The 16,679-nt window shown below is 69.9% G+C and carries 20 protein-coding genes; 11 read left to right on the forward strand and 9 right to left on the reverse strand.

Annotated features, from left to right (window positions below):
* Nucleotides 1-481: 481 nt before the first annotated feature.
* Nucleotides 482-1,555: a LacI family DNA-binding transcriptional regulator gene (locus GV015_RS02120; RefSeq protein WP_159876271.1), complete on the reverse strand. Its 1,074-nt coding sequence runs from the start codon at nt 1,553-1,555 to the stop codon at nt 482-484.
* A gap of 243 nt (nt 1,556-1,798) precedes the next feature.
* Between GV015_RS02120 and GV015_RS02125 the strand changes: the two genes are divergently transcribed.
* Nucleotides 1,799-2,218, forward strand: a complete 420-nt coding sequence (locus GV015_RS02125) for a hypothetical protein (RefSeq protein ID WP_064294781.1) — start codon at nt 1,799-1,801, stop codon at nt 2,216-2,218.
* Between the two features lie 3 nt (nt 2,219-2,221).
* On the opposite strand, the gene ykgO is transcribed toward GV015_RS02125, so the two are convergent.
* On the reverse strand, nt 2,222-2,344 hold the full coding sequence (gene ykgO, locus GV015_RS02130; RefSeq protein WP_079707423.1) for a type B 50S ribosomal protein L36: 123 nt from the start codon (nt 2,342-2,344) through the stop codon (nt 2,222-2,224).
* A gap of 93 nt (nt 2,345-2,437) precedes the next feature.
* On the opposite strand from ykgO, the gene GV015_RS02135 reads away from it, so the two are divergent.
* The gene (locus GV015_RS02135) at nt 2,438-3,523 is read left to right on the forward strand and encodes a GTP-binding protein (RefSeq protein WP_159876273.1); all 1,086 of its coding nucleotides are present in this window, start codon (nt 2,438-2,440) and stop codon (nt 3,521-3,523) included.
* Between the two features lie 89 nt (nt 3,524-3,612).
* Here GV015_RS02135 and GV015_RS02140 read toward each other — a convergent pair whose 3' ends face one another.
* Nucleotides 3,613-4,494 (reverse strand): LysR family transcriptional regulator, encoded by an 882-nt coding sequence (locus GV015_RS02140; protein ID WP_159876275.1) that lies wholly within the window; start codon nt 4,492-4,494, stop codon nt 3,613-3,615.
* A gap of 83 nt (nt 4,495-4,577) precedes the next feature.
* On the opposite strand from GV015_RS02140, the gene GV015_RS02145 reads away from it, so the two are divergent.
* The gene (locus GV015_RS02145) at nt 4,578-5,486 is read left to right on the forward strand and encodes a DMT family transporter (RefSeq protein ID WP_236555292.1); all 909 of its coding nucleotides are present in this window, start codon (nt 4,578-4,580) and stop codon (nt 5,484-5,486) included.
* Nucleotides 5,487-5,494: 8 nt separating this feature from the next.
* Here GV015_RS02145 and GV015_RS02150 read toward each other — a convergent pair whose 3' ends face one another.
* Nucleotides 5,495-6,160, reverse strand: coding sequence for an SIMPL domain-containing protein (locus tag GV015_RS02150; protein WP_159876277.1), 666 nt, complete (start codon nt 6,158-6,160; stop codon nt 5,495-5,497).
* Between the two features lie 41 nt (nt 6,161-6,201).
* Here GV015_RS02150 and GV015_RS02155 point away from each other — a divergent pair, with 41 nt between their 5' ends.
* Nucleotides 6,202-6,774: a hypothetical protein gene (locus tag GV015_RS02155; protein ID WP_079707427.1), complete on the forward strand. Its 573-nt coding sequence runs from the start codon at nt 6,202-6,204 to the stop codon at nt 6,772-6,774.
* A 63-nt stretch (nt 6,775-6,837) separates the two neighbouring features.
* The gene (locus GV015_RS02160; RefSeq protein ID WP_236555293.1) at nt 6,838-8,001 is read left to right on the forward strand and encodes an FAD-dependent oxidoreductase; all 1,164 of its coding nucleotides are present in this window, start codon (nt 6,838-6,840) and stop codon (nt 7,999-8,001) included.
* A gap of 5 nt (nt 8,002-8,006) precedes the next feature.
* Here GV015_RS02160 and GV015_RS02165 read toward each other — a convergent pair whose 3' ends face one another.
* Nucleotides 8,007-8,942: a DMT family transporter gene (locus GV015_RS02165; RefSeq protein ID WP_079707429.1), complete on the reverse strand. Its 936-nt coding sequence runs from the start codon at nt 8,940-8,942 to the stop codon at nt 8,007-8,009.
* Nucleotides 8,943-9,032: 90 nt separating this feature from the next.
* On the opposite strand from GV015_RS02165, the gene GV015_RS02170 reads away from it, so the two are divergent.
* Nucleotides 9,033-9,596 carry an ABATE domain-containing protein gene (locus tag GV015_RS02170; protein ID WP_159876279.1) on the forward strand — a complete coding sequence of 188 codons (564 nt, stop codon included), beginning with the start codon at nt 9,033-9,035 and terminating at the stop codon, nt 9,594-9,596.
* A gap of 25 nt (nt 9,597-9,621) precedes the next feature.
* Here GV015_RS02170 and GV015_RS02175 read toward each other — a convergent pair whose 3' ends face one another.
* Together GV015_RS02175 and GV015_RS02180 are read right to left on the reverse strand one after the other, a co-directional pair.
* Complete coding sequence (locus GV015_RS02175; protein WP_124767680.1) at nt 9,622-10,173, reverse strand: DinB family protein; 552 nt, start codon at nt 10,171-10,173, stop codon at nt 9,622-9,624.
* A 107-nt stretch (nt 10,174-10,280) separates the two neighbouring features.
* Nucleotides 10,281-11,579, reverse strand: a complete 1,299-nt coding sequence (locus GV015_RS02180; RefSeq protein WP_159876281.1) for a serine hydrolase — start codon at nt 11,577-11,579, stop codon at nt 10,281-10,283.
* Nucleotides 11,580-11,725: 146 nt separating this feature from the next.
* On the opposite strand from GV015_RS02180, the gene GV015_RS02185 reads away from it, so the two are divergent.
* The 5 genes from GV015_RS02185 to GV015_RS02205 all read left to right on the forward strand — a co-directional run bounded on the left by GV015_RS02185 (nt 11,726) and on the right by GV015_RS02205 (nt 14,735).
* The gene (locus tag GV015_RS02185) at nt 11,726-12,034 is read left to right on the forward strand and encodes a DUF2470 domain-containing protein (protein ID WP_371416528.1); all 309 of its coding nucleotides are present in this window, start codon (nt 11,726-11,728) and stop codon (nt 12,032-12,034) included.
* 128 nt (nt 12,035-12,162) lie between these two features.
* Nucleotides 12,163-12,573: a DUF4383 domain-containing protein gene (locus GV015_RS02190; RefSeq protein ID WP_079707434.1), complete on the forward strand. Its 411-nt coding sequence runs from the start codon at nt 12,163-12,165 to the stop codon at nt 12,571-12,573.
* Between the two features lies 1 nt (nt 12,574).
* On the forward strand, nt 12,575-13,189 hold the full coding sequence (locus GV015_RS02195; protein WP_159876285.1) for a hypothetical protein: 615 nt from the start codon (nt 12,575-12,577) through the stop codon (nt 13,187-13,189).
* 94 nt (nt 13,190-13,283) lie between these two features.
* A complete protein-coding gene (locus GV015_RS02200; protein WP_079707436.1) occupies nt 13,284-13,943 on the forward strand; it encodes a heme oxygenase (biliverdin-producing) in 660 nt (219 codons plus the stop codon).
* A gap of 87 nt (nt 13,944-14,030) precedes the next feature.
* Nucleotides 14,031-14,735, forward strand: coding sequence for an alpha/beta fold hydrolase (locus GV015_RS02205; protein WP_159876287.1), 705 nt, complete (start codon nt 14,031-14,033; stop codon nt 14,733-14,735).
* Nucleotides 14,736-14,786: 51 nt separating this feature from the next.
* On the opposite strand, the gene GV015_RS02210 is transcribed toward GV015_RS02205, so the two are convergent.
* Nucleotides 14,787-15,221: a hypothetical protein gene (locus tag GV015_RS02210; protein WP_159876289.1), complete on the reverse strand. Its 435-nt coding sequence runs from the start codon at nt 15,219-15,221 to the stop codon at nt 14,787-14,789.
* A gap of 164 nt (nt 15,222-15,385) precedes the next feature.
* Nucleotides 15,386-16,645, reverse strand: a complete 1,260-nt coding sequence (locus GV015_RS02215) for an ATP-dependent RecD-like DNA helicase (protein WP_079003639.1) — start codon at nt 16,643-16,645, stop codon at nt 15,386-15,388.
* Between the last annotated feature and the right edge of the window lie 34 nt (nt 16,646-16,679).

Below are 16,679 nucleotides of genomic sequence, written 5' to 3' on the forward strand. Positions count from 1 at the left end.
ATCCTCCTCTGCCCCTTCCACCACCACCGCATCCACGACGACCACTGGACCATCACCATCCAAAACGGTGTCCCCTGGTTCATCCCACCCAGCCACATCGACCGCCACCAAACCCCCATCCGAGGCGGACGCCTCCACCTCGCCGCCTAAACCCTGGCACCCGTCTGCCTCCGCACACGCCTGCCCTCCGACAAGCTCAGGGACCGACACGGGAACCCCCCTTCGACAAGCTCAGGGACCGACACGCCCCCCCTTCGACAAGCTCAGGGACCGAGACAGGAACCACCCCTCGTCAGACTCAGGAACCGAGATGGGAACCGACGCGCTCCGGGAACGACGCTGTATCCGACAACCCGGCCGCCCCGGTCCCTGAGCCTGTCGAAGGGCACACGAGCGAACATCTGCCCTTCGACAAGCTCAGGGACCGGGGCGTCAGCTCAGGGACCGGGAGCGTCAGCTCGAGGAACGGGGAGACCTCAGCTCAGGCGCTCGGCGCCGCCGTCGACTCCCGCACGATGAGCTGCGGCACCGAACGCACCACGCCGACGGAGTCCGCATCGCTCAGCACCTCGAGCAGCGTCGACATGATCGTCCGCCCGAGCTCCGGGAAGTCCTGCCGCATCGTCGTCAGAGGCGGCGCGAAGTGCTCAGCCTCCGGGATGTCATCGAACCCGACGACGCTCACGTCGCCCGGCACCCGCAGGCCCCGCTCCGACAGCGCGTGGATCACGCCGAGCGCCATCTGGTCGTTCGCCGCGAACACGGCCGTGAACGACTCACCGACCCGCCCGCCGGACCGTCCGTCGTCATCATCATCATCATCGACACCGAGGCCCGCCACGAGCTCCCGCCCGAGCCGGAACCCGCTCCCCGGCGTCCAGTCGCCCACCAGCGGCTCGCGTGCGACGAGCCCGTGCTCGGACAGCGCGTCACGCCACCCCCGCACCCGCTCCAACGCGTCCACCGAATCCGCCGGCCCCGCGAGATGCGCGATACGGCGATGCCCCAACCCGACGAGGTGGTCGACGAGGATCCGCGCCCCCTGGTACTGGTCGATGGAGACACGGTGGAACCCGTCCCGACGACTCGACTCGACCGCGACGAGCGGCACCCCGAGCTCGATCCCGCGCACCGCGTCGAGCGCCCCACGATGCGCCGCGATGAGCACGATCGCCTCGACGTTCTGCCGCAGCAGCAACTCGACGGCCTGCCGCAGCGACGCCGGATCCGACTCCAGCATGCTCGCCATGCTCACGGCATACCGGGCATCCCGTGCAGCCTCGTTGAAGCCGAGCGCCGTGCTCGACGGCCCGTAGTCCGGCCCGCCGGTCGTGATGAGGCCGATCGTGCGTGAACGGCGGGTGACGAGTGACCGTGCGGCCTGCGAGGGCGTGTACCGCAGTTGGGCGATCGCCTGCTCGACCCGTTGCCGCGTCGCGGGGCGCACGTTCGGCAGATCATTGAGCACCCGCGAGACGGTCTGGTGTGAGACTCCGGCCAGACGCGCCACATCGAAGATCGTCGCGACCCGTGTCTTCTCGTCGTCGTTACCCACCAGCCCCACCGGCTCCCACCTGGCGACGTCCGCACGTCTCGCTCAGAGCAGCGTATCCGTCGATTCACGACGTGGTCGCGCTCTCAGTCGCACCTCCAGCGGTTCGTCAGGTCCGCCGCGATGGGCACCGCTCCCCATCGCGGGTGGACGGCCGACCTCGGTACCGTGATGGACGAGCCGACGGTCGCGCGGGTGCCGCGTGTTCAGCTGCGCGTCGCGACCGACACCCGAGGAGGAGCACACATGATCATCTGGACCCGTTGGGGCATCGTCGTCTTCCTGATCTTCGGGCTCTCCGTCGGCGCCGGCTTCCTCATCAAGGCGATCGTCTCGCCCGACGGCGGATCGGCGCAGTCCGGGGTGTTCGTCGGCATCGGATTCCTGCTCGGCGCCGTCGCGTGCTGGGCCTTCGGGAAGTTCGCGCTGGCGAAGCTTGATGCACCGCGGCCGGTCGTCGTGTGGCAGCAGCTCGCGCAGCCGTACGTCAACGAGCACGGCATCACCGTGAAGCAGGAGGCCGTCCCCGTGCGCCACCCGCAGACCGGCGAGCAGCTCTACAGTCGCCCGAGCTCCACACTCTTCTTCATCCCCGTCCGCTTCTGGGCGTACGTGATCGCCGCACTGGGTGTCGTCACGATTGTCGTGAACGTGGTGCGCGGCTGACGCTCAGCCCTGGCGACCCTTCCACCGCGGGTTCTGCTTGTTGATGACGAACACCCGGCCACGGCGGCGGACGATCTGCGACCCCGGCTTGTCCTTGAGCGACTTGAGTGATGCGCGGACCTTCATGGCGACCTCCTGGTGATCACGATGCGTGCTACCTTGTTGAGAACGATTCTCAACAGAACGCACTGTAGCACCCATCGACCAGGAGAACCCGCCGTGACCACGCCTCGCATCCCGCTGACCGTGACGCTCGTCCTCGGCACCTGTCCGCCGGAGCGTCGCACCGTGGCCCGACAGATCGCCGGAAGGTCCGCGGCGCTCGTCACGATCGAGCGGCAGGACGACGCCGAGAGTGCCCACCCTGACATCGACGACGCGATCGACGCCGTCGCGCGACACCCGCTCGCTCCCCGGCACCTCGTCCTCGATTGCGGGAGCACGGTCCGCCCGGTCGACGCGGTCTCCGCCGTCCTCGGGCACCGCGACACGGCCGTCCTGGACGCCGTCGTGACCGTCGTCGACGCAGCCCATCTCCTGCACGACCTCCAGGACGACGAGTACGTCACCCACGACGAGGACGGCGATACGGCGTACACCGCGCGGTCGATGATCACCGTGGAGCAGCTCGAGTACGCGGACACCATCGCCGTCGCCGGCCGACGTGGCGTCACTCACGAGCGGCTCGCGGTGCTCCTCGCGCTCCTCAGCCACCTGAACCCGACGGCGCTGACGCGGATGGTCGAACCGGTCGCAGCCCGACCGCGCGTCACGCCCGGCACTCCGGCGACCGCGAGCAACCGTGAGCCGCTCGCGCGCTACCGCGACTCCCCGTTCGAACTGGACCGCTTCAGCACGTCCCCCGGGTGGATCGCGATGCTGAACGGCGAGCACCGGCCGTGGGTGGATCACGAGCGCGTGACCACCCTGCGGTTCGACAGCCCCCGACCGATGCATCCGGAACGACTCCTCGCGTGCTTCGACGGACCGGTCGAGGCGGGGCGGTTCGGCCAGGTCATCCGTACGGCGGGGTTCCTCGTCCTCGCGACGCGCGCCTCCCGCGTCGGCGTCCTGCAGCACATCGGCTCGATGATCGATCTTGAACCCACCTCGTTCGAGACGAACGACCCCGGCGCACCGCTCGGCCAGGAGCTCGTCGTCACCGGCATCGACCTCGACGAGATCGCCATCACCGCCGCCCTGCACGCCTGCACCCTGACGGACGAGGAACTCCTTGCCGGGCCGGCGGCGTGGGCGCACTACCCGGACGCCTTCACGCCATGGAGCACCACCCACGAACACTGAGCGGCCGGCCCGTCAACTGCCCGAAACGGTTCGGATCCCGGTCGATGTCGTGCAGGTTTGGGCGACTCATTCGTGCAGACATGGGCGGCTCAGTGGATCCGCGCGCTCGCCCACTCCTCGCGGACGAACCGCACGAACTGCTCGACAGCCGGCGACACCGCCCGGGCACGGCTGATGGCGACACCGATCACCCGGACCGCCTCGTCGTCGAGCGGGACGAGCACGACGCCCTCCATGCTCGTGGAATCGGGGAGGACCGCGATCCCGACCCCGGCACGCACGAGACCACGGAGCGTCGACAGCTCGGACACCTCCATCGTCACCCGAGGCACGACGCCGTGCCTCGCGAAGTACGCGTCCGCGATCTGCCGGAGCCCCGAGTCCGTCGTCATCGCGAGGAACTCCGTCTGCTCGAGGTCGGACGCAGCCAACGACGTCCGATCGGCGAGCGCATGCCCGACCGGCACGCCGAGCGCGAGCCGCTCGGAGGTGAGCGGACGCCACTCGATGTCCGGATCCCGCGGTTCCGGGCTGAGGAAGGCGACGTCGGCCGAGCCGGAGCGGAGCGCGTCCAGCACGCTGTCGGCCTTCCCGCCGTCGAGGACGAACCTGATGTCCGGCAGCAGCTGGCGGTACTCGCTCACGATGCGCGGAATGAGCCAGCCACCGAGGGACGAGACGTAGGCGATGGACACGAGTCCGGCCGAGGGGTCGCGGAGCTCGTCGATCCGCGACTGCGCGTTGTCGAGCTCGGTCTGCGCCCGGAGCGCGTGCACGAGGAGGATCTCGCCGTAGCGGTTGAGTTCGAGCCGGCTGCGGTGGCGATCGAACAACTCGACCCCGGCGTCCGCCTCGAGCCGACCGATCGCCCGCGTGAGCGTCGACTGGGAGATACCGAGCGCCTCAGCGGCGTACGGGACGTGACCGTCTTCGGCGAGCGCCCGAAGGTACGCGAGTTCGTCGATCCTCATGCCCTCATGATGCCGCACCGGCGAGCCCGGCTGGGGGCGGCACCTCGACAAGCTCGGTGACCGGGGCGCGCTAGCGTGGTGCAGTGATCCGCAGACCGCGACCGAGCCAGGCGGCGACCGGCGCCCTCCTCGTCCTTGCCGGACTCGTCTGCCAGGAGCTCGGCGCGTCGATCGCGGTCACGCTGTTCCCGCAGGTCGGTCCGATCGGCATGGTGACGCTGCGGCTCGTGTTCGCCGCGCTCATCCTGCTGGCCGTGGCCCGCCCGGCCCTCCGCGGACACCCGAGGAGCGCCTGGGGGTCGGCGGTCGGCTTCGGGCTCGTCCTCGCCGCGATGAACGTCTGCTTCTACCTGGCACTGGACCGCATCCCGCTCGGCCCGGCGGTGACCCTCGAGATCCTCGGCCCGCTGGCGCTCAGCGTCATCGCGGGTCGTCGATGGGCGAGTGCGCTCTGGGCGGGCGTCGCCCTCGTCGGCGTCCTCCTCCTCGGCGGGGTGCTCCTCCACAGCGGACCGACGGCCGCACTCGACCCGCTCGGCGTCATCCTCGCGCTCGCCGCCGGCGCCCTCTGGATCGGCTACATCCTGCTGTCGGCGCGGACGGGGACGGAGTTCCTCGGCTTGAACGGTCTGGCGATCGCCGCCGCCATCGGCGCCCTCGCCACCATCCCGCTCGCCGCGACGACCGCCGGCACCGCTTTGTTCGATCCCGTCATCCTCCTGCTCGGGCTGGGTGTCGCCGCACTCTCGTCGGCCGTGCCGTACGCGCTGGAGTTCGTCGCCCTCCGACGACTCAGCGCCGCGACCTTCTCAATATTGCTCGCGTCCGCGCCAGCCATCGCCGCGATCGCCGGGCTCCTCGTGCTCGGTCAGGAGCTCACGACACCGCAGTGGCTCGGCATCGCCTGCGTGGTCGGTGCCGGAATGGGCGCCGTGCTCTCAGCTCGGCACGGTCGCGCACCCGAAGTGCAGCCGAGCATTGCGCCGAGCTGATCGTCAGGTCAGGACGCGGCGAAGCGGGCGTGCACCCGGGAGGACACGGTGATGTCCTCCGGCTTCAGGTCGAGGCCGGTGTCGCCGGCGGGTGCGGCGGCCCCGCGCATCATCGGCGCCGTGGTCTGGGTCCCCGAGGTGCGGGTCTCGTCACCCAGCATGCCGGGATCGGCCAGCGCAACAGGCCGCACGGTGCCCAGCCCGAGGCTCCGCGCGTAGGCGGTCGCGCGGTCCACGGCGTCGCGGACGGCGTTGTGCTGGGCCTCGGCCGTGATGCGATGCTTCGTCGCCTCGGTGAGCGCCCACGTGACACCCGTCACCGTGACGCCGTCCTGGACCGCGATCTCCTCGGCCCAGCGGGCCAGCGCCTGGAGGTCGGCGAACTTCACCTCGAGCGCGACCGACGCATGGTGCACGAGCGGCAGCTGCTTCCCGTCCTTGTTCCACGGTCGCTCACTCCACACCCGCAGCCGGTCGGCCGACCACCAGGTCACGGCCGACTGCGCGCGGAACTGCTCCGCCGTCTGGCTGAGCGCCCGGTGCAGCGCGGTGGTCCGGGAGACGACGGGCTCACGTTCCGGCCCCTGGAACCCCGCCGAGATGAGGACGGTCCCACGCTCAGCCGGGTGGTGGTAGTCGAAGCGGCCCTCGACGGTGATGATCGTTTCGCTCATACCCGGCACTCTATCCCGCGACGGCGGCTACGCTCTGGACCATGACGGACGGCGGAACCTGGGCGGATCGACGACGTGGACGGCAGCGGGACGCACACGGTCCGGCGGGACGCGGGCTGCCGCCCGGCGACGTCGAGACGGTCGCGAAGTACCTCAAGGAGCGCGTCTACGCGACCTTCACCGGCCTCGCGATCGTCCTCGTGCTGGCGGCGAACGTGGAGCACCACGACGCGCCGGATGCGCTCTTCTCGCTCGTCATCGGCGTGGTCGGCATCACCCTCGCCGGCCTGGTCGCCGAGATGATCGCACACCTCGCCGCCCACGGTGCGTTCCCCGACGAGCGCGGGTGGCACTCCATGCTCCGGATCGCGTGGGGCTCGCTCCTCACCGTCGCGACCCCCACCATCCTGCTCGTGCTCGCCGTGTTCGACGTCATGGAACTCGAGACGTCCCTCCGCGTGTCCGCGATCGTCTACCTCGTCACGCTCGGGCTCAGCGGGTGGGTCGCCGTCCGGCGCGCCCGGCTGTCCGTCTGGCAACAGCTCATCGCGCTCGCGGCCCTCGTGCTCCTGGGTGTCCTCGTCATCGGCGTGCAGGTCCTGGCTCACGGCTGAATCGCGGACCCGAGCTCGGACGCCGTCGGAAATGCCGGAGCGGTCGACGACGTTGCAGAGCACGTGAACACTCCGGAGACCGTCGACGTCGTCGTGATCGGCGCGGGTCAAGCCGGACTGTCGGCCGCGTACCACCTGCATCGCCGCGGATTCATGCCGCTGGGCACCACCGAGGCCGCGACCGCAGCACGCACCTTCGTCGTCCTCGACGCGAACGACGCCCCGGGCGGCGCCTGGCAGCACCGATGGCGGTCGCTCACCATGTCGACCGTCAACGGGATCTACGATCTGCCCGGCATGCCGAAGCCCGAGCTCGATCCCGCCTCGCCGAGTGTCGACGTCATCCCGCCGTACTTCGCGGCGTTCGAAGAGCGTTTCGCCCTCGCAGTCCGCCGCCCGGTGCAGGTCCGCGCCGTCCGCCGCGAGGACGACGACCCGCACGGTCGACTCCTCGTCGAGACCGCGGCGAGCGCCGACTCCTCGGGCGCTGACTCTTCTGGCACCGACTCCCCCGCCGCCGCGTTCCGGGCGCGGGCGGTCGTGAACGCGACGGGCACCTGGACGAAACCGTTCTGGCCCGCGTACCCGGGACGGGAACACTTCGCCGGACGCCAGCTGCACGTGGCCGACTACGTCTCCGCTGACGAGTTCCGCGGCCAACGCGTCGTCGTCGTCGGTGCCGGCATCTCGGCCATCCAGCTGCTCGAGGAGATCTCGCGGGTGGCGGAGACGGTGTGGATGACACGACGCGAACCGGAGTGGGTGGAGGACGACTTCGACACCGCCGCCCGGGTGGAGGCGATCAAGGGTGTCGAGGAACGCGTGCGCCAAGGCCTCCCACCGGGCAGCGTGATCTCCGTGACGGGGATGCACTGGACGCCGTGGGCGCGAGCGGCCGAGGCGCGCGGCGTCCTGGTGCGTCAGCCGATGTTCCGCCGCATCGAGGAGCACGGGGTCGTCCTCGCCGACGACTCGTTCCTCCCGGTCGACGCCATCCTCTGGGCCACCGGGTTCCGAGCGGCGCTCGACCACCTCGCACCGCTCGGCATCCGACTGCCCGGGGGCGGTATCCGGATCGACGGCACCAGGGCGGCCGACGAGCCGCGGGTGCACCTCATCGGGTACGGCCCCTCAGCGTCGACGGTCGGCGCAAACCGGGCCGGGCGGGCGGCGGTCATGGCGATCCTCGCCGACCTCGACGCCGCCGTCCCTGTCTCACACCGCTGACACCGTCACTGCACCGCGACGGGGATCGGCACGGCGGGAGCCCGCTCGGAGCGCACGAAGCCGATCCCGAGCAGGATGCAGACTCCACCGAGGAGCTGCGCGAGCGACAGCTGCTCCCCCAGGAGGATCCAGGCGAACCCGGTCGCCGCGACCACCTCGAGGAGGCCCGCGAAGGAGGCCAGTCGGGAGCCGAGCATCTGACTCGCGGTGATGCTCGCCGCATAGGCGACGGCCGTCGACACCACCCCGACGAACAGGAGCGGCACCCACCACACGACGTCGGTGCCGAGCACCGTGACGTCGGCGTCGGAGGTCGTGAACGGCACGCCGACGAGCCCCGCGAGCCACAGACTGAGCGCCCCGATGAGCAGACCGATGGCGGCGAACGCCACCGGAGGCAACCCCTTCGCCGGCCGCGCTGAGATGACGTAGTACGCGGCGCAGCCCACCATCGCGAGGATGGCGAACAGCAGGCCGACCGGGTCGAGCGTCGAGCCACCGCTCGGAGCGACGACGAGCACGAGCCCGACGAGCGACACGACGGAGCCGACGAGCACGACCGTCGCAGGACGACGTCGGGTCAGCACCCATGCGACGGCGACGAGCAGCAGCGGTGCCATGTACTCGACGAGGATCGCGGTCCCGACGGCGATGGTCTGCAGCGCCGCGAAGTAGACGAGCTGCGTCGCCGCCACCCCGATGAGGCCCATGCCGAGCAGTCGCCAGCGTCCACGCCAGACCGCGTCCCAGCGACCGCGGAGCGCGATGAGGGCGAACGGGGCGAGTACCAGGCCACCGATCAAGGCACGGACGGTGACCGCGGCAGCGGGGCTCCACCCCGATGCGAGCACCGGTTTGATGAACGCTCCGGAGGTGCCGAACGCGACCGCGGCGAGTACCGCGACGAGCAGACCGACCGTGGTCGAGGACGTGTGCTTCATAGGTGTCTCCAGCTGCCGCGAGTGGGGCCGGCAGAAGAGGTGGACGCCCGGCTGAGATGAAGCTACTCTCGGAGAGAGTAAGGAGTCAACTTGCATTTTGCCCCTGACACCGAGGATGCGCTGCTCTTCGCCGCGCTGCTCGTGAACACCCGCGCATCGGCGTCCCGGAGCGGACTCGACGAGCTCGCGACACCGCCACAACTCGTCGAGCTCCTGCGGGTCAGTCGGTACTCGGGTCGGGTCGACGGCGATGAGCCCGAGCGGGCCGCGGTGGCCAGGCTCCGGGAACGGATCCACGCACTCTGGGCCTCCGACGCGGACGCCCCGGACACCCGCGACCGCGCCGTCACCGAGATCAACGCGATGCTCCGGGAGTCCGCCGCGCTCCCCCAGCTGCGCCGCCACGACGGCTTCGACTGGCACCTCCACGCCACCGAGTTCGACGCACCGCTCGTCGACCGCGTCCAGACCGAGATCGCCATGGCACTCGTCGACGTCGTCCGGTCCGACGCCTGGGACCGCCTGCGGCTCTGCGCCGCCGACGATTGCGACGGCTTGCTCGTCGATCTGTCCCGCAACGGTTCGAAACGCTATTGCTCCGTCCGCTGCAGCAACCGGGTCAACACGATCGCGTTCCGCGCACGGGCGCAGTAGCGGCCGTCACCAGCCCACACGACGCTCACGACCGCGCGCTCGTCACATCCCAGAGATGGTGCACCGGGTCGTGGATGAAGTAGCGGCCGAGGGTCTCGGTCGTGAAGCGCGCGCCGTCGCTCCGTCGACCCGTCCGCGTGAGCGCCTCGTCCGGTACCCGCTCGAACGCTGCGGCAAGCACCGTCGCGGCCTCGACCAGCTCCGCCGACACCCGGTTCGGGTCCTGCTCGCCGTAGCGCTCCTCGAGAGCCGTCGCGTCCTGGTCCCAGTTCTCGAACGCGGGATCGTCTTCGTCGAGGACGAGCCGCAGCCGGACGTCGAAGATGCGGAACACGTCCCGCACGTGGGCCGCGTACTCGAGCGGCGACCAGGTCTGCGGGTCGGGCCGCTCCCGGACGTCGGCACGCTCCAGCACCGCCGGCCACGCGGCGGCGTTCTCCAGGATCAACCCGGGGAGGTCCCGGAACCCGAACCGCGACGTGTCCATCCCGCACTCGGGACAGGCGCGCTCGAGGACCCAGGTCCAGTTCTTCGTGTCCGGGACGATGGTGTCGTCCTCGGGGGTGTTCGTCGTCATGGGTTCACTCTAGGAAGCGGCACGGCCCAGCGACCCTCGCGAAAGCGTCATCGTGCCGCGATCCGCCGCCACGCTCACCCGCTGGCGGCACCGTGCCGATGCCTCCGCTACCCGGCGGGGGCGACCGGCGGGGCGCACACCATCGCCGAGGCGGCCAGCTGCTCCGCCATCTGCTGCCCGGACCACGGGAGTGCGATCTCGGGGGCCTTCTGGCCGCTCGCCGGTGCCGCCTTCGCACCGATCGAGGCGAGCTGCATCGCGAGCGTCTGCGCGAAGCCCGCACCGAGCGTCGAGTTGTTGAGCATGACGACGACCGTCAGTCCGGAGGTCGGGTCGGAGAAGGCCGCCGAGAGCGAGCCGGGGATCGCGCCAGCCTGCCCCCGGAGGGGACCGACCTGCAACCCGCCCACACCGAAGCTCTTCCAGGTCGGCTCAGCCTCGCCCAGCGAGACGGGGTCCTTCCACTGCTTCTTGAAGGTGCTGTCGTTCAGCAGCGAGCCGGACGCGAATGATTGGGTGAACTTCCGCAGATCGTCGACCGAGGAGACGACGCCACCGGCGGTCCACACCATCGAGGGCGACAGCTCGGTCTCGTCGGTCGGCGCGTCGCACTGGTAGGTGCCATCCGCGATGCGCGGCGTCAGGTACCCCTTGGGGTGCGCGCCCGGAAGTGCGACGGTGGAGGCGTCGGGGAAGCTGGACTTCGACATGCCGAGCGGTGAGAAGACGTAGTGGTCGTACAGGGACTGCCAGGACTGACCGGTCAGCTCCTCGAGCGCCATGCCGAGCAGGATGTACCCGGTGTCGCTCGAACCGAAGAGTGCCCCCGGAGCCGTCCGGGTCCCGCTCGCGAGGCCGTTCGCGAGGATCTCGGCCATCGACCAGTTGCGGGTCGGGTTGGTGGTGAACTGGGTGTTGAGCGCGGGCGTGTAGGTACCGAGCCCCGACGTGCCCTGGCACAGCTGCTGGTAGGTGATGCCCTCGATGCCCTGAACCTGCGGGAGCGTCTTGTGGACCTGGTCGGTGAGCTTGATCTTGCCCTCGTCGACGAGCTCGAGGAGCACGGTGCAGGTCATCGGGCGCGTGGTGTCGCCGATGCGGTAGACCATGGACGGGTCCATCTTGGTCTTGCCACCCGGCTCGGTCGTGCCGACGCCGGCCGTGAAGCTCCCGGCCCACGGCGCCCAGACGCCGACGATGGCGCCGGAGGATCCGGACTGAGCGACAGCGGCCTCGACCGCCGCCGTGATGGCGTCGGTCGTGTCGCTCGCGAGCGTGCCGCTGACCTGGTCGGGGAAGTCGGTGTCGGACACCGAGGGGCCCGAGCAGCCGACGAGCACCGTCGCGAGGGTCGCCGCGGTAAGGAGTGCGGCGAGACGCCGGCGCCTCGGAGCTGTTGCAGTCAAGTCATCCCCCTGATGAGCGGCCTGCGGAGCTGCAGACTGTTCCCGATTGTAACCGGGCGCGGCTGAGAGCTGCGGTCGCACGCCGCGTGCCGGTCACTCGGGCGGCGGACCTGGTGCGGGGCCCGTCGATGGTGTTCCCTGGAGAGGTGACCTCGAACGCCTTCCCCCAGACCACCGTCGACGCCGTCCTGGCACACATGAACGGCGACCACCCCGACGACAACGTGCTCATCGTGCGCGCCTTCCTGGAACCGGCAGCCCAAGCCGCCACCATGATCGCGCTGGACGGGACGGGTGGCGAGTGGACCTGGACGGTCGACGGCACCGCCGCGGGTGGGCGGGTGCCCTGGCCCGCCGGCACCATCACCGAGCGCGGCGAGATCCGACGCGAGGTCGTCGCCCTCTACGACGCGGCGTGCGCCCGTCTGGGCGTGGAGCCACGCCCGCACGACTGACCGACGGCCGCCCCTCGGCCGTCGACCGCGGATGACCGCCTCAGGTGACCAAACCGTCGACGCCCGCACCTCCGAACTCCTCAACGCCCCGAGACGATTCGCGGCACGAAGGATCAGGAGGCATTCCCATGCGTCATTCACCCAACCGGCTCCTCGCCGCCGTCTTCGGCGCGGTCTACGTGGTCGTCGGACTCCTCGGCGGGATCGTCGCGGGCGGCCTGCCGTTCCTCACCACCGAGGGTGGTCTCCTGCTCGGGATCTTCGAGGTCAACCCGCTGCACAACATCGCGCACGTCCTCATCGGCGCGGCACTGCTCATCGCCGGGCTCTCGAACGTCGTCGCGGCCAAGACCGTCAACACGGTGGTCGGCGGGTTCTACCTCCTGCTCGGTGTCGTCGGGTTCTTCATCGTGGGCTCCGCGCTCAACATCCTCGCGCTCAACACGGCCGACCACTTCCTTCACCTCGCGAGCGCCGTGGTGCTGCTCGGTGCCGGACTGGCTGCGGACAAGCGAACGCAGCGGGTGGCGACGGCCTGACATGTCGGTCTCCGTCGAGCGTCAGGACGTCCGAGCGGGAGGCGACACCGCAGTCCGCACCGGTACGACGTCGATCTCGAACAGCCTGCTCGCGATGTGCGCGCTCGGCGCCGGTCTCGTGCTGATCGCGACCGGCGCCGGGTCCTCCCCCGTGGGCGCGATCCCGCTCGTCACCCTGGGCGTCGCCGCGCTGCTGTGGTCCGTCGTGGTCCTCGTCCGCGACCGGGTGCCGGGCCTCAGAGCATCCTTCGCCGGCGCGGTGGGCACGGTCGTCGTCTGGGTGGTGCTGTACGGACTCGCCTCCCTCGGTGTCACGACCGTGCCGCCGTTCCTGCCGACCCTCTCGTCCACGGTCCTGCTGCTCATCGTCGCCGGGGTGCTCGCACGGCGACTCCGGCGGGTCACCCTCGCCTCGACGGCGCCGGACGAACTCGAGCTCGACGCCCTGGTGAGGCGAGCGAGCCGTCGGCCACGTCGCGAGCCGAGCACCGGACGATACGTGCTCACCCTGCTCGCCGGGGCAGCGGTCGTGGCGGCGATCACCACACCGGCACTGGCCCAGACCAACGCCGGTGCGTTCGCGGTCCCGCACGGTTCCCTGCACAGCAGCCACTGATTCCCTCCACAGCGACAGATCCACCCTCCCGTTCACGAGCCCTGCCCGTTACACTTAGGCAACCCTTACCGAACCAGCCGACGCGGAGTCCGACATGAGCACTGTGATCCCCTTCTCCCAGGCCCTGCGCGAGCGCACATCCTCCGGCCACTCCTCCAGCGAGGGGGCGGACTTCATGAGCGACCTCATGACCGGGAAGGGTTCGAAAGAGGACTACATCGCCCTCGTCGCGCAGCACTTCTTCATCTACGAGGCCCTCGAGGCCGCAGCCGACCGCATGCGCGCCGATGCCGTCGCCGCTCCGTTCATCAGCGACAAGCTGACGCGGCTCCCCGCCATCGTGCAGGACCTCGAGTTCCTCATCGGTCCGGACTGGCGCGAACAGATCACCCCGCTGCCCACTACCGCCCGGTACGTGGCACGGATCAACGAGGTCGGTGCCGTCTGGCCCGGCGGCTTCGTCGCGCACCACTACACCCGGTACCTCGGCGACCTCTCGGGCGGGCAGATCATCCGCACGCTCATGCAGCGCCAGTTCGGCTTCGACACCAACGGCGTCGGCTTCTACCTCTTCGGCGACATCGCGAAGCCGCGCGAGTTCAAGGACACCTACCGCGAGCAGCTCGACGCCGTCCCGTGGGACGACGAGGAGCAGGCCCGCGTGATCGACGAGGTCATGGTGGCGTACCGCTTCAACACCGACCTCTTCCGCGACCTCGCGACCGCGAAGGCCGCAGCGACCGCCGTCGCCTGATCCGTCCGTCTCAGCTTTCGGCCGGGCGCCGTGCGGTCGGCGAAACGCCCCTCCCGCGTGTCGCTCGCGCGGCGTAGCATCTCGGGCATGGACGTCATCCTCGTACCCGGCTTCTGGCTCGACGCATCCTCGTGGAGTGCGGTCACACCCCCGCTCGAGGCAGCCGGTCACCGGGTCCGACCGCTCACCCTCCCCGGTCTCGAGAGCGTCAGTGCCGACCGCGCCGGCATCGGCCTCCGCGACCACGTCGACGCCGTGGTCGCCGAGATCGACTCCGGCACCGAGCCAGTCGTGCTCGTCGGGCATTCCGGCGGCGGCGCCATCATCTCCGCCGCGATCGACGCCCGCCCTGACCGCGTCGTCCGCGCCGTGTACGTCGACTCGGGTCCGCTCGCCGACGGCGCGTGCATCAACGAGGAACTCCCCTCGTCGGGCTCCGAGATCCCGCTACCCGACTGGACGGTGTTCGACGCGGAAGACCTCGTCGACCTGGACGAGGAACTCCGTGAGCAGTTCCGGGCCAGGGCCGTCCCGCAACCGAAGGGCGTCGCCGTCGACCGACAGCAGCTCTCCGACGACGACCGCCGCCTGTCCGTCCCGGCGACCGTGGTCGCGTGCGAGTTCTCCTCGGAGATGCTGCGCGGCCTGATGGAACAGGGGCACCCGTACGTCGCGGAACTGGCACGGCTGCGCGACGTCGAGTTCGTCGACCTCCCGACGGGCCACTGGCCGCAGTTCACGAAGCCGGCCGAGCTCGGCGCGATCCTGCTCCGGGCCGTCGACCGCACCTGACCTCTGCTCAACCCACGACCAGGCAGGTCAACGCGAGGCGTCGACGGGCGCTCAGGTCATGAGGTACGCGAGCGGCAGGATGCCGAGTATCGCGATGAAGACCACTGCCAGCACGGCGTACACCGCGATCTGCGCGCCGCGTCCCTTGATGACCGCCTGACCCCTCGGAGCGAGCGAGCCTGAGACCCACTGCTGCGCCGGCGCGATGTAGTCGAGCGTCGGCGCCTCGCCGGGCTGCAGCAGGTAGTCGGCACGGCCGAACTCCCACAGCCACGCCATCGAGCACGAGACTTGCACGGGCCGGTCGGCCGGAACCGTGAACTGCGACGGTCCCCAGGTCGGGCGGTGCTCGAAGCCGTCAATGCGCACGACGAGTGGGATGAACCCCCAGTATCCGGCGAACGGCGGCTTGCTGGCGTTCAGCTCGAGCGTGCGCCAGGCGGTGATCGGACCGGGCTGCGGCCACTGAGCTTGTCCATAGGTCATGAGCGACAATCGTAGTTCTTCGGGTGCAGTCCCGCTCGCACAAACTCTGCCGATCCCTAAGCCCAACCCCGGTCCCTGAGCCTGTCGAAGGGCACGTGCGACCGTTGCAACGCCGCCCTTCGACAGGCTCAGGGACCGGACGGCTTCGGCCGAGACCGGAGACGCTACTGCCCCGACATGAACCGCTTCACGTCGGTGTCGACGATGATGTCGCTCGGGCGCAACGGCCGGGAGAGGTAGAGACCGTCGAGCGTCGAGATGCGGCTGAGCGCCACGTAGCTCTGCCCCGGGCTGAACGCGCGGCTGCCCAGGTCGACGATCGCGCGGTCGTAGGTCTTGCCCTGCGACTTGTGGATGGTGACCGCCCACGCGAGCCGCAGCGGGAACTGCGTGAACTCCGCCACGATATCGCGCTTCAGTTGCTTCGTCACCGAGGAGTAGGAGTACTTGTACTTCTCCCACGTCGCCGGCTCGACCTCGAACTGCTCGCCGTCGACCTCGACCCAGACGGTGGAGTCGATCTTCACCACGGTCCCGAGCGTGCCGTTCACCCAGCGACGCTCGCTGTCGTTGCGGAGGAACATGACCTGCGCACCGACCTTGAGGTCGAGCGCCTCGTCGGCGGGGAACGCCCGCCCGCCGAAGTCGCCCGAGACCTCCGCGTTGGCGGTGAGTGGCTTGCCGTCGAGCTTGGCGAGCGCCGCCTTGTTGATGCGGTCGACGGTGTCGTTGCGGCTCGCGAGGGTGATGACGCCGTCTTCGGGAGGAGTCCTGGCGCCCATGCCGTTCAGCCGGCCGGCCATCTCGGCGGTGACCTGGCCATGCCGGACGCCGTTGAGCAGGTACTTGAACTCGGCCTCGTGCTGGCGGTGGATCTCCGTGAGCTCGACGAGCTGCAGCGGCGTCTCGGACCATACCTTGGCGTCGAAGAACCAGAACGAGCGGTAGGTGTCGGCGATGTACGCCCGTTCCTCGAGGCTGCCGGGCACCGGAGCGAGCTGGTACGGGTCGCCGAAGAGCACGATCTGCACGCCACCGAACGGCTCGCGCGGCCGCTGCCGGGCCTGCCGGAGACTCCGGTCCATGGCGTCCATGAGGTCGGCGCTCACCATGGAGACCTCATCGACGACGAGGGTGTCGATGGAGTTGAGCAGCTTGCGGGTCTGATCGTTCTGGTCGATCGTGTGGTCGGCGATGAGCCCGATCGGCAGGCGGAACAACGAGTGGATCGTCTGGCCGCCGACGTTCAGCGCGGCGACACCCGTCGGGGCGCAGATGGCCAGCTGCTTCGAGGTGTTCCAGGCGAGGTGGTTGAGGAGCGTCGACTTCCCGGTGCCCGCTCGACCCGTCACGAACAGGTGCTCGCGGGTACTCTCGATGCGGTCGAAGACGGCTTGCTGCTCGGCGGAGAGGGCTACGCTCATGATGCTTCGGTTCCCTCCCGTTTTCGCCCTCCAA

Origin of the sequence: Plantibacter sp. T3, from assembly GCF_902506515.1 — a bacterium.
Lineage (GTDB): Bacteria > Actinomycetota > Actinomycetes > Actinomycetales > Microbacteriaceae > Plantibacter > Plantibacter auratus.

Excerpts from the sequence above, each read along its gene's own strand:
- GV015_RS02150 (WP_159876277.1), bottom strand. The coding sequence starts at position 6,160 with ATGAGCGAAACGATCATCACCGTCGAGGGCCGCTTCGACTACCACCAC.
- GV015_RS02210 (WP_159876289.1), bottom strand. The coding sequence starts at position 15,221 with ATGACCTATGGACAAGCTCAGTGGCCGCAGCCCGGTCCGATCACCGCC.
- GV015_RS02140 (WP_159876275.1), bottom strand. The coding sequence starts at position 4,494 with ATGAGGATCGACGAACTCGCGTACCTTCGGGCGCTCGCCGAAGACGGT.
- GV015_RS02190 (WP_079707434.1), top strand. The coding sequence starts at position 12,163 with ATGCGTCATTCACCCAACCGGCTCCTCGCCGCCGTCTTCGGCGCGGTC.
- GV015_RS02125 (WP_064294781.1), top strand. The coding sequence starts at position 1,799 with ATGATCATCTGGACCCGTTGGGGCATCGTCGTCTTCCTGATCTTCGGG.
- ykgO (WP_079707423.1), bottom strand. The coding sequence starts at position 2,344 with ATGAAGGTCCGCGCATCACTCAAGTCGCTCAAGGACAAGCCGGGGTCG.
- GV015_RS02200 (WP_079707436.1), top strand. The coding sequence starts at position 13,284 with ATGAGCACTGTGATCCCCTTCTCCCAGGCCCTGCGCGAGCGCACATCC.
- GV015_RS02155 (WP_079707427.1), top strand. The coding sequence starts at position 6,202 with ATGACGGACGGCGGAACCTGGGCGGATCGACGACGTGGACGGCAGCGG.
- GV015_RS02165 (WP_079707429.1), bottom strand. The coding sequence starts at position 8,942 with ATGAAGCACACGTCCTCGACCACGGTCGGTCTGCTCGTCGCGGTACTC.
- GV015_RS02215 (WP_079003639.1), bottom strand. The coding sequence starts at position 16,645 with ATGAGCGTAGCCCTCTCCGCCGAGCAGCAAGCCGTCTTCGACCGCATC.
- GV015_RS02205 (WP_159876287.1), top strand. The coding sequence starts at position 14,031 with ATGGACGTCATCCTCGTACCCGGCTTCTGGCTCGACGCATCCTCGTGG.
- GV015_RS02175 (WP_124767680.1), bottom strand. The coding sequence starts at position 10,173 with ATGACGACGAACACCCCCGAGGACGACACCATCGTCCCGGACACGAAG.
- GV015_RS02195 (WP_159876285.1), top strand. The coding sequence starts at position 12,575 with ATGTCGGTCTCCGTCGAGCGTCAGGACGTCCGAGCGGGAGGCGACACC.